This is a genomic window from Herbaspirillum sp. NPDC101397 (assembly GCF_044767325.1).
Classification (GTDB): Bacteria; Pseudomonadota; Gammaproteobacteria; order Burkholderiales; family Burkholderiaceae_D; genus Herbaspirillum.
Genome location: NZ_JBIWNS010000014.1, coordinates 40,030 through 51,690, shown reverse-complemented (window position 1 = coordinate 51,690; position 11,661 = coordinate 40,030). Strand labels below are relative to the sequence as shown.

At 58.6% G+C, this 11,661-nt stretch carries 9 protein-coding genes; 2 read left to right on the top strand and 7 right to left on the bottom strand.

Translation table 11 applies throughout. The features are described 5' to 3' along the window. Positions 1–395: 395 nt before the first annotated feature. Positions 396–1,547, bottom strand: a complete 1,152-nt coding sequence (locus ACIROW_RS24015) for an ABC transporter substrate-binding protein (protein ID WP_402279711.1) — start codon at positions 1,545–1,547, stop codon at positions 396–398. Between the two features lie 125 nt (positions 1,548–1,672). Further along, positions 1,673–2,083: a thioesterase family protein gene (locus tag ACIROW_RS24010; protein ID WP_116433127.1), complete on the bottom strand. Its 411-nt coding sequence runs from the start codon at positions 2,081–2,083 to the stop codon at positions 1,673–1,675. Between the two features lie 276 nt (positions 2,084–2,359). Here ACIROW_RS24010 and ACIROW_RS24005 point away from each other — a divergent pair, with 276 nt between their 5' ends. Further along, positions 2,360–4,048 carry an electron transfer flavoprotein-ubiquinone oxidoreductase gene (locus ACIROW_RS24005; protein ID WP_402279708.1) on the top strand — a complete coding sequence of 563 codons (1,689 nt, stop codon included), beginning with the start codon at positions 2,360–2,362 and terminating at the stop codon, positions 4,046–4,048. Positions 4,049–4,193: 145 nt separating this feature from the next. Beyond that, a complete protein-coding gene (locus ACIROW_RS24000; protein ID WP_402279705.1) occupies positions 4,194–5,264 on the top strand; it encodes an alpha/beta fold hydrolase in 1,071 nt (356 codons plus the stop codon). A gap of 78 nt (positions 5,265–5,342) precedes the next feature. Here ACIROW_RS24000 and ACIROW_RS23995 read toward each other — a convergent pair whose 3' ends face one another. From ACIROW_RS23995 to nuoL, 5 genes are all read right to left on the bottom strand, one after another. Continuing rightward, positions 5,343–5,918, bottom strand: coding sequence for an NUDIX domain-containing protein (locus ACIROW_RS23995; RefSeq protein WP_402279703.1), 576 nt, complete (start codon positions 5,916–5,918; stop codon positions 5,343–5,345). Positions 5,919–6,000: 82 nt separating this feature from the next. Then, complete coding sequence (locus ACIROW_RS23990; RefSeq protein WP_402279701.1) at positions 6,001–6,315, bottom strand: DUF2818 family protein; 315 nt, start codon at positions 6,313–6,315, stop codon at positions 6,001–6,003. 13 nt (positions 6,316–6,328) lie between these two features. Next, complete coding sequence (gene nuoN, locus ACIROW_RS23985; RefSeq protein WP_402279698.1) at positions 6,329–7,840, bottom strand: NADH-quinone oxidoreductase subunit NuoN; 1,512 nt, start codon at positions 7,838–7,840, stop codon at positions 6,329–6,331. Positions 7,841–8,019: 179 nt separating this feature from the next. Beyond that, positions 8,020–9,513 carry an NADH-quinone oxidoreductase subunit M gene (locus tag ACIROW_RS23980; RefSeq protein WP_029363018.1) on the bottom strand — a complete coding sequence of 498 codons (1,494 nt, stop codon included), beginning with the start codon at positions 9,511–9,513 and terminating at the stop codon, positions 8,020–8,022. A gap of 20 nt (positions 9,514–9,533) precedes the next feature. Then, positions 9,534–11,642, bottom strand: a complete 2,109-nt coding sequence (gene nuoL, locus ACIROW_RS23975; RefSeq protein ID WP_402279695.1) for an NADH-quinone oxidoreductase subunit L — start codon at positions 11,640–11,642, stop codon at positions 9,534–9,536. Positions 11,643–11,661 lie beyond the last annotated feature (19 nt).

Here is an 11,661-nt window from a genome sequence, read left to right as displayed (position 1 = left end):
ACCGCGTAGATCATGCCTAGCGCGATGCCGCTGAAAACCAGCTGTAACAGAATATCCATTATTTCTACCCAAGAAGCGGCTGCCAATGAATGGCGGGTTGAGCGTGCCGCGATTTTTTGCGCCGTAGGGCGGTGAAGGATTATGCAAACCGGGCCTGCTTGTGCATATGCGTAGGAGTACGCATATGCTTGCTACACCCTGCCCGGTTTGGCTTGCGCGTTGCCCGACGTTGAACACGCGGCCGTTCAGCCGATGCGGTTCCGACGTCGCTGCGACATTTCCGTCACTTCCGATACAAGTTAAAAGATCGTCAACAGACTCTGCGAAAAAGGCCAGTCCCCGGATCGCAAGGACTGGCCTTTATGCTTTAACGACAAATTACGTTGCCGTCAGATTTATTTGCCGAGTACGACGCGGCCGTTTTTGACTTCGCCCATCACGACCATGTTGGCCTTGATGGCTTCGTGATCGTCGCGCGTGAATGGCTTGTTGTACGTGGTGACAACGCCTTCAATCTTGGTGTTCAGGCTTTCCAGCGCGCCGCGGACTTTGTCGCCGTCGGTGCTGCCCGCTTGCTTGATCGCGGCGGCCAGCAACAGGATCGAGTCGTAGCCTTGGGCTGCGGAAACAGCCGATGGCATGCGGTCAACCTTGTAAGCTTTTTGGTAGGCTTCGATGAAGGCCTTGCGCTTTGGCGTGTCGCCGTCCTGGATGAAGGTTTGCGGCATGCGTGCGCCGTTGCCGTTCTTGCCGGAGTTGTCGATGAAGTTACCCATCGACAGCGGCCAGCTGCCGATGATAGGCACGTGCCAGTTCAGCTTTTCCATGCCGTTGGCGATCTGCGCCAGCTCAGGGCCGATGCCGTAAGTCAGCACGACTTGCGCGCCGCCTTGCTTGGACTTCAGCAACTGGGCCGTCATGTCGACGTCCTTGAGGTTGTACTTTTCGATGGCGACAGGTGTGATCTTCTTGGCGGCCAGGGCCTTTTCCAGATCTTCACGTCCGAGCTGACCGTAGTTGGTCGAGTCGGCCAGAATCGCGACCTTGGTGTACTTTTGCTTGTCGATGGCTTCGTCAGCCAGCATCTTGGCCTGGATTGCATCGTTGGCCGAAGTGCGGAAGATGTAATTGTCTTTGTCTTTTTCGAACTGCTTGGTGACCACGGAGCCGGTGGCAACGTTGGTGATCACGGGAATCTTGGCTTCCTGGTAGAAGCGCTGCGAAGCCAGTGCCACGCCGGTGTTGGCGTAACCGACAGTAGCGACGACTTTTTCCTTGTTGATCATTTCTTGTGCGATCTGCACACCGCGCTCGTTTTTGGCTTCATCGTCGCGTTCAACGATTTGCACCTGACGGCCCAGCAGACCGCCGGCGGCGTTGATTTCAGCCACGGCGAGCTTGACGCCGTCGCGCATGGACACGCCCATCGGCGCGGAACCGCCGGTGAACGGGCCGGACACGCCGATCTTGATCGGGTCGGCAGCTTGGCTGGAAAGGGAAAGGCTCAGCAATGCTGCTGCAACCAGAGCTTGGGTCTTGTAAGTCATTTGTCTTCCTCCTGGGTTTAATTATGTGGCCAGACCATCTTGTTGTGGACTAACTCTCCTCTGCTGCAGGTTCTCCGCAGCGTCGGTATCGGGGCTGATTCTGTCCCATCTACCTTTCTCGAAACTTACAAACCTGTCAGGGTCTGACGGATGCTTTCGGGTAGTGGAACCGATTTTTCTTGTTTGAAATTAACCCACACGATCTTTGCGCCGCCCTCAGCATAAATGATTTCCGGCTGATCGACACGCCGGATTTCATAGGTAGTTTCCACACTGGAACGGCCGGGAGGCTGCGCGTACATGCGGACCTCGATGTCGGCCGGATACTTGAGCTGGCGCAGGAAGCTGCAGTGCGCATTGACGATCACCGGGCCCAGCCCGTCGGCCTCGATGCCAACGCCGATGGCTTCCAGCCACTCGATACGGGTCTGTTCCATGTAGCGGAAATAGACGGTGTTGTTGACATGATTGAAGGCATCCATGTCGCCCCAGCGCACATCCATGCGCGAGGTGTGAATCAGTATCTTGTCTGTCATTGCGGGGCTTGCCTTTCGTTGCGGGCTAAAGCGATTCATTCATTGTTGAATTTATTTCATCTTTCCTGGCGATGCTGTGGCAGCTGCGGCCCTATTCCTTATCGGTTTCGGATCGACTGCGCGGATTCCATTTCCATACTTACAAGAGGGAAATCACATAAAATACTTGGCATCGCGAACATATTTGCGTTGCAGACTAGCATTCTCTCGCAAAATATTGAACAATAGCACGATCGTTCGCAAAAATATTCCAACCAAAACCATACGGGACACTCCATGACTCAACCTCAAGACTTGCTGGCGCAGTACGGGCCGCGCGAAGCAATGGAATACGACGTCGTCGTTGTCGGCGGCGGCCCGGCCGGCCTGTCGTCGGCCATTCGCATCAAGCAACTGGCGGCAGAAGCCGGCAAGGAAGTCTCGGTCTGCGTACTGGAAAAAGGCAGCGAAGTCGGCGCCCATATCCTGTCGGGCGCGGTCATGGATCCGCAGGCGATCACCGAACTGTTCCCCAACTGGAAGGAACTCGGCGCGCCGCTCAACACCGAAGTCACCGAAGACCGCTTCCTTTTCCTCTCCGCCAGCAAGGCTTACAAGACGCCGTCGTGGATGCTGCCAGCCTGTTTCCAGAACCATGGCAACTACGTCATCTCACTGGCCAACGTGACGCGCTGGCTCGGCCAGCAGGCTGAAGCGCTGGGCGTGGAAATCTTCCCCGGCTTCGCCGCTGCCGAAGTCCTCTACAACGACGACGGTTCCGTCAAGGGTGTGGCCACCGGCAACATGGGCGTGGACCGTCATGGTGAACCGACCGGCGCGTTCCAGCTGGGCATGGAACTGCATGCGAAGTACACCTTCTTCGCCGAAGGCGCGCGCGGCCATCTGGGCAAGCAGCTGATCGCCAAATACAAACTCGACGCCGGCAAGGATCCGCAGACCTACGCCATCGGCATCAAGGAAATCTGGGAAATCGATCCGAAGATGCACAAGCCCGGCCTGGTCGTGCATACCGCAGGCTGGCCGCTGGATAGCGGTACTTACGGCGGCTCCTTCCTGTACCACCTGGAGAACAACCAGGTCGCGGTCGGCTACGTGGTCGGCCTGGCGTACGAGAATCCTTACCTGTCGCCGTACGAAGAATTCCAGCGTTACAAGACCCATCCGGAAATCCGCAAGTTCTTCGAAGGCGGCAAGCGTCTCGCCTACGGTGCGCGCGCGATTACCGCCGGCGGCTTGCAATCATTGCCGAAGCTGACCTTCCCGGGCGGCGCGCTGATCGGCTGCGATGCCGGCTTCCTGAACGCATCGCGCATCAAGGGCAGCCATGCGGCGATCAAGACCGGCATGCTGGCCGCTGAGGCCGTGTTTGAAGCCCTGAACGGCGGTCGCCAGTTCGACGAACTGACGGCCTACAGCGCTGCGTTTGAAAAGTCCTGGCTGCACGAAGAACTGCACAAGGCGCGCAACTTCAAACCGTCGATGAGCAAGGGTCTGTACACCGGCACGCTGTTGGTCGGCATCGACCAGGTGCTGTTCGGCGGCAAGGCGCCATGGACGCTGCATCATTCGCACGCCGATCACGAATGCCTGAAGCCGGCCTCCGACTTCACACCGATCGCGTATCCGAAGCCGGACGGCAAGCTGACCTTCGATCGCCTGTCGTCGGTGTTCATCTCCAACACCAACCATGCCGAAGACCAACCGGTCCACCTGACGCTGAGAGACCCGACGATACCGGTCGGCGTCAACCTGGCGAAGTACGCCGGGCCCGAAGCGCGTTACTGCCCTGCCGGCGTGTATGAGTTCGTGAAGAATGATGAAGGGAATGGCAACAGCGCCGATCGCCTGCAGATCAACGCGCAGAACTGCGTACACTGCAAGACCTGCGACATCAAGGACCCGACGCAGAACATCGTGTGGGTCACGCCGGAGGGCGGCGGCGGGCCGAATTATTCGAATATGTAATTGGCTTGTCGCTTCAAGCAAAAACGGCGCTTCGATCAAACGAAGCGCCGTTTTTGTTTCAGTGTTCTCATCGCAGCGAGGCAAGCGAATTTCATTTAGTATGGCCTTTCACATAAGAACACCTTCTCTTACGAGGACTATAAAAATGATTCGGAGACTTGCCCTGGGCATCATCGCCCCGTTGCTGCTTTCATCTTCCCTGCTGTCGACTGCGGCCCATGCCGCCGGCTATCCGCAACAGCGCGAAGCCGACTGGATTGCGCCGTCCTTCACCTTCCACACCGGTGAGACGCTGAACAACTTCAAACTGCATTACATCACCGTCGGCGATCCGGCCAATCCGGCGGTGCTGCTGTTGCACGGTACCTATCGCAGCGGCGCTGACATGGTCGCCAAGGATTTCGCCGGTGAGATGCTGGGTCCGGGACAACCGCTGGATGCGAGCAAGTACTACGTGATCATGCCGGACGCCATCGGTGTCGGAAAATCGGCCAAACCGTCGGATGGACTTCGCGCAAAATTCCCGCAATACAATTACGCCGACATGGTGCTGGCGCAATACCGGCTGGTGACCGAAGGCCTTGGTGTCAAACACCTGCGCCTGGTGATGGGCAATTCCATGGGCGGCATGCAGACCTGGATGTGGGGAGAAACCTATCCGGCGATGATGGATGCGCTGGTGCCGATGGCCTCGCAGCCGATCGAGATGGCGAGCCGCAACTGGATGATGCGCCGCATGCTGGTCGAATCGATCAAACAGGATCCAGCCTGGAACAGCGGCAACTACACCACGCAGCCGCCGTCGCTGCGACTGGCCAACACCATGTTCGGCATCGCCACTGCCGGCGGCACCCTTGCCTACCAGGCGCTGGCGCCGACGCGCGCGCAGGCCGACAAAATCGTTGATGACCGTTTGAATGCGCCGGTGACGGCGGATGCCAATGACTTCATCTATCAATGGGGATCGTCGGCGGACTTCAATGCCATGCCGAATCTGACGCGCATCCAGGCGCCTCTGCTGGCGATCAATTCGGCCGACGACGAGCGTAATCCGCCTGAGACAGGAACGATGATTGCGGCCTTGAAGCAGTTGAAGAACGCCGAGTTGTATCTGATACCCGCGAGCGCGGAAACGCGTGGGCATGGGACGACGAGCTTTTCAAAATTCTATGCCAGGCAAGTCGGCGACTTTTTGAAAACGCTGCCGCAACGCTGAGTTATTCGGCAGCGCAAACGAAAAAGGCTTCGATACGTATCGAAGCCTTTTGTTTTTGCGGCATATCCGGACCAGCGATTACGCGCCCGGCAAGGTCCATTGACCGTTGATGATTTTCTCCAGCCAGAACGCGCCGATGACCGTCTTGACGTCGGTTACCTTACCCAGACGGACTTGCTCCAGCAACTCCGACAGCGGCGCCTTGTAGATGTCGAGGAACTCGCCGTCGTCGAGCTTGCGCTCCCCTGCCGTCAAGCCGCGCGCCAGGTAGATGTCCAGGTGCTCGTCCGAGTAGGCAATCGCATTGTGGATGGTACAGACGAATTGCCAGTCGGTGGCGGTATAGCCGGTTTCTTCCTGCAGCTCGCGCTTGGCGCAGGCCAGATGGTCTTCGCCGGCATCGATCTTCCCGGCCGGGAATTCGATGAAGACCTGGTCGAGCGGATAACGGAACTGACGCTCCAGCAGCACCGAGCCGTCGTCGAACAACGGCAGGATCACCACCGCGCCTGGATGACGAATATGTTCGCGTATTGCGTGCTTGCCATCAGGCAGTTGGATCGTGTCGCACTGAACCTTGAGGAAATGCCCCTCGTAGACCAGCTTACCGTCTACCTTGCTTTCTTTGAGATGTGCGTCCGGATGTGCGTCCATAGGGAATCAGGCAATCAATAAGCGTGGATGGAGAAAGAAAATCTTGTCGCCGCGACAAGTGTCGGGCACAGGCCGGAGCAGCTCAGGCGTGGCTCTTGCGCAAGTAACGCGCAACGTAGCCCGGATAGGCCAACACCAGGAACAGACAGCCGGTGACGGCATAAAATTCCCAACGCTGGGCAAAGGCATTGCCGATATTGGCTTCGAAGACATGCGCGAGCGCGCCGACGATGAAATACAGGGCCACCAGCTCAAGCAAGCGCACCCATATCGGCTTGCGATAATCGGGTGACTTGCTCAGGGGGATCAGCGCGAACAGCTGCTGATTGAGGAAAGGAAGGTTGGCGGCCAGGACCGCCAACACGATGACACACCAGCTCAACAGAGAGACGTTCACTGGCGGCTTCGCTTTACGCTGCGATGACTTTGCTGAGGAACGTCGCCAGCGTGGTGACGATGGCGTTGGTGCAGGCATCCATCAGGTGACCGGGCCACAGACCGAGGCCCAGCGCTGCGATACCGTTCAGGCTCAATGCAATACGCACGTCGAAGCTGGCGGTGATCTTGCCGCTGTCGGCAGGATCATCGAAGTACATGTTCTTGATCACGCGCAGGTAGTAGAACGCGCCCACCAGCGAGAACACCACGGCCAGCACGGCCAGCCAGATCTGGCCGGTGCCCAGCACTGCTTGCAGCACCGACAGCTTGGCGTAGAAGCCGACCATCGGAGGAATGCCCGCCAGCGAGAACATCAGCACCAGCATGATGCCGGCAAACCATGGGCTGCGTTGGTTCAGGCCCTTGAAATCGTCGAGCGTGTCGGCTTCGAAACCGGAGCGCGCCATCAGCAGGATCACACCGAAGGTACCCAGCGTGGTCAGCACGTAAGTAATCGCATAGAACAGCGACGAGCTATAGGCGTTGACGGCCTGGAACAGATTGCCGTCGACCACGCCCGACATCATGCCCAGCAACATGAAGCCCATGTGCGAGATGGTCGAGTACGCCAGCATGCGTTTAATGTTGGTCTGTGCAATCGCCGTCACGTTACCGACGATGATCGACAGCACGGCCAGCACCATCAGCATTTGTTGCCAGTCGATCGCCAGCGGCAGCAGGCCTTCGACCAGGATGCGGAACACCATTGCGAACGCCGCCAGCTTCGGCGCGCCGCCGATCAGCAGCGTCATCGGGGTCGGTGCGCCGTGATAGACGTCAGGCACCCACATGTGGAACGGCACCGCGCCCAGTTTGAATGCCAGGCCGGCCACCACGAACACGATGCCGAATACCAGTACGTTGCGGTCAACAGTGCCCGAGACGATGGCGCGGAAGACGTCGTTCAGTTCCAGCGAACCGGTGGCGCCGTAGAGCATCGAGATGCCGTACAGCAGGAAGCCGGAAGCCAGCGCGCCGAGGATGAAGTACTTCATCGCGGCTTCGGTCGAACCGACGTTGTCGCGGCGCAGGGCGACCAGCGCGTACAGCGACAGCGACATCAGTTCCAGGCCCAGGTAGATGGACAGGAAGCTGTTGCCGGAGATCATGACCATCTGGCCCAGCAGCGCGAACAAGGCCAGCGCGTAGAATTCACCGCCGAGGTGGCCGCCGCCGACGATGCCGCGGTCGGAGTTGTATTGACGGCCGTAGATCAGCGTCAGGCCGATGGCCAGGTAGGAGAACAGTTTCAGCAGGCTCGACAGCGGATCCGAGACGAACATGTTGCTGAAGGTGTAGACCGTTTCGCCGCTTGCGTAGTTGGTGAAGGTCAGCACTGCGCAGACTACCAGCGCCAGCAGGGACAGCACGTAGGTGATGACGCGCTTTGCATCCGGCAAAAACATATCGATCAGCAGGATTGCGGAGGTCGCAATCAGCAGAAATATTTCCGGATAGACAGGGATCAGATTCATGTTGTTCATTTAGTTACCGCTTAGTTTCGTCCGCGTATTTTGTCCGCTTACCGTTGCCGCCGTTTTCAGCCGGGCCTGCACTTCGCCTGCCCTGCCTGTTTCGAAACGTCGTACCGAATTGCTTGCTGGCGTCGGTGCCACATGGTGCATGTGCTGCAGCAGCGCCGACGCTTTGTTACCTGAGTTGCTTAGTTGCCGATCTTGGAGACCGACACATGCTTCAACAGATCGCTGACCGAAGTCTGCATGGTGTCCGTCACCGGCGCCGGGTACAGACCCATCACCAGCACTGCGATCGCCAGCAGGCCGAGGATGAAGAATTCGCGCTTGTTGACGTCGGTCAGTTCTTCCACGTGGTGATTGGTCACTGCGCCGAAGATCACGCGCTTGGTCAGCCACAGCGAGTAAGCCGCACCCAGGATCAAGGCGGTTGCCGACAGCAGACCGATCCAGAAGTTGAACTTGACCGCGCCCAGGATCACCATGAATTCGCCGACGAAACCGGAGGTCGCAGGCAGGCCGCAGTTAGCCAGAGAGAACAGGATGAAGAAAGCAGCGAAGCGCGGCATCTTGTTGACCACACCGCCGTACTGGGCGATTTCACGGGTATGCATGCGGTCGTACAGCACGCCGATACACATGAACATCGCGCCCGACACGAAGCCGTGGGAAATCATTTGTGCGATACCGCCCTGCACCGCCATGTCGTTGAACATGAAGAAGCCCAGGGTGACGAAGCCCATGTGGGCGATCGATGAGTACGCGACCAGTTTCTTCATGTCCTGCTGCACCAGCGCGACCAGGCCGATGTAGATCACGGCGACCAGCGACAGCGTGATCATGAAACCGGACAGCGCGTGGCTGGCGTCAGGAGCGATTGGCAGCGAGAAACGCAGGAAACCGTAGGCGCCGAGCTTCAGCATGATCGCAGCCAGCACGATCGAGCCGCCGGTAGGCGCTTCCACGTGGGCGTCAGGCAGCCAGGTATGCACCGGCCACATCGGCACCTTGACTGCGAATGCCATCAGGAATGCGAAGAACAGCAGTTTTTGCTCGATCATCGACAGCGGCAGTTGATGCCATGTCGGGATTTCAAAGCTGCCGCCGGACACGATGTACAGATAGATCAGCGCGATCAGCATCAGCAACGAGCCGAGCAAGGTGTACAGGAAGAACTTGAACGCCGCGTACACGCGGTTGGCGCCGCCCCACACACCCACGATGATGAACATCGGGATCAGGGTCGCTTCGAAGAACACATAGAACAGCATGCCGTCGAGCGCCGAGAACACGCCGATCATCAGGCCCGACAGGATCAGGAACGCACCCATGTATTGGCCGACGCGCTTCTGGATCACTTCCCAGCCGGCCAGCACCACGATCACGGTGATGAAGGCGGTCAGCGGGATGAACCACAGCGACAGGCCGTCAATGCCGAGGAAATAGCTGATGTTGAAACGATCGATCCAGGGCGTCTTCTCGACGAACTGGTAACCGTGCGCGGCCGCATCGAAATGCAGGACCAGAGGGATGGTTACCAGCAGGCTGACGACGGCGCCGAGCAGCGCCAGCCAGCGTGCGACGGATGGATTGTCGTCGCGGCCCACGGCCAGGACGAGTATGCCGAACGCGACCGGACACCAGATCGCAAGGCTAAGGAGAGGAAAAGTTGACTGCATCATGGTTGTTATCTTCTTACAGCTTATTTGCCAAACGGAAACGGCATGAACCAAACCAGGAAACCCAGCACCCCGATAATCATCACGAACGCGTAATGGTAGATGTAACCGGATTGCCACAGGCGCGTGACTTTCGAGAACCAGTTGACGACCTTGGCGCTGCCGTTGACGACCAGGCCGTCGATCAGGCCCTTGTCGCCCACTGTCCACAGGCCGGTGCCCAGCAAGCGTGCGCCACCGGCAAACACGACATCATTGAACTTGTCCATGTAGTACTTGTTGTCCAGCAAGGTGTAAATCGCACTGAACTTGTCCTTGAACCAGGCCGGGACGCGCGGGTTGACCATGTAGAAATAGTAGGCCGTCACGACGCCGGCGATCGCCAGCCACAGCGGCGCCGATGTCAGCGAATGCACTGCCATCGCGATCGGACCGTGGAATTCGTGCGCCAGCTCTTCGAGCGCCTTGTGGTTTTCGCCGACAAAAATCACGTTCTTGAAGAAATCACCGAAGACCATTGGCGAGATCGCGAAGAAACCGATGATGACCGACGGAATCGCCAGCAGGATCAGCGGCAGCGTCACTACCAGCGGCGACTCGTGCGGCTTCTGGCCCGGGGCCAGACCGTGATGTTCATGATCGTCATGTGCATGGTCATCATGACCGTGCGCATCGTGGGCATCATGAGCGTCATGCGCAGCGTGTGCGGCAACGGGAGCGTGATGGTCATCATGACCATGTGCGTCAGCCTTGCCGAAACGCTCTTCGCCGTGGAACACCATGAAGTACATGCGGAACGAATAGAACGCGGTCACGAACACGCTGGCCAGCACGGCGAAGTAGGCAAAACCGGAGCCCGCCAGATGCGATTCGGCAGCGGCTTCGATGATGCTGTCCTTGGAATAGAAACCGGAGAAGAACGGTGTACCGATCAGCGCCAGCGAACCCAGCAGCGAGGTGATCCAGGTGATCGGCATGTACTTGCGCAGGCCGCCCATGTTGCGCATGTCCTGGTCATGGTGCATGCCGATAATCACAGAACCCGCGCCGAGGAACAGCAGCGCCTTGAAGAACGCGTGCGTCATCAGGTGGAACACGGCGACCGAGTAAGCCGATGCGCCCAGCGCGACAGTCATGTAACCCAGCTGCGACAGCGTCGAATACGCCACCACACGCTTGATGTCGGTCTGCATGGTGCCGAGGAAGCCCATGAACAACGCGGTAATCGCGCCGATCACGAGGATCACGGACAAGGCGGTGTCGGACAGTTCGAACAGCGGCGACATGCGGGTCACCATGAAGATGCCGGCAGTCACCATCGTCGCGGCGTGGATCAGTGCGGAAATCGGGGTCGGGCCTTCCATCGAATCAGGCAGCCAGACGTGCAGCGGGAACTGGGCGGACTTGCCCATCGCGCCGACGAACAGGCAAATACACGCCACGGTCAGCAGCATCCAGTCGGTGCCAGGCAGCGTCAGCTGAGCCAGCTCGCCGCGCTTGGCGAAGACTTCGCCGTAGTTCATGGAACCGGCATAGGCCAGCAAGAGGCCAATGCCGAGGATAAAGCCGAAGTCGCCGACGCGGTTGACCAGGAAGGCCTTCATGTTGGCCTTGATCGCGGTCGGACGGGTGTACCAGAAACCGATCAGCAGGTAGGAAACCAGGCCCACTGCTTCCCAGCCAAAGAACAGCTGCAGGAAGTTGTTGCTCATGACGAGCATCAGCATCGAGAACGTGAACAGCGAGATGTACGAGAAGAAGCGGTTGTAGCCGTCATCGTCTTTCATGTAGCCGATGGTGTAGACGTGCACCATCAGGGACACGAAGGTCACCACGCACATCATCATCGCGGTCAGGCTGTCGATCAGGAAGCCGACTTCCAGCTTCAGGCCGGCCACGGTCATCCAGGTGTACAGCGTGCCGTTGTAGGTCGCGCCGTCGACTACCGCCAGCAAAGTCTGGACGGAAATGATCAGTGCGATCAACACGCCGAGGATGGTCGCCGTGTGCGAAACCTTGCGGCCGACTACATTGCCGAAGAACTTCGTCCCGAGCAGGCCTGCGATCGCAGAACCGGCCAACGGCGCCAGTGGTACGGCTAAAAGAAGATGTGGGTTAAGTTGCCCCGCCATGATGAACCTTATCGCTATT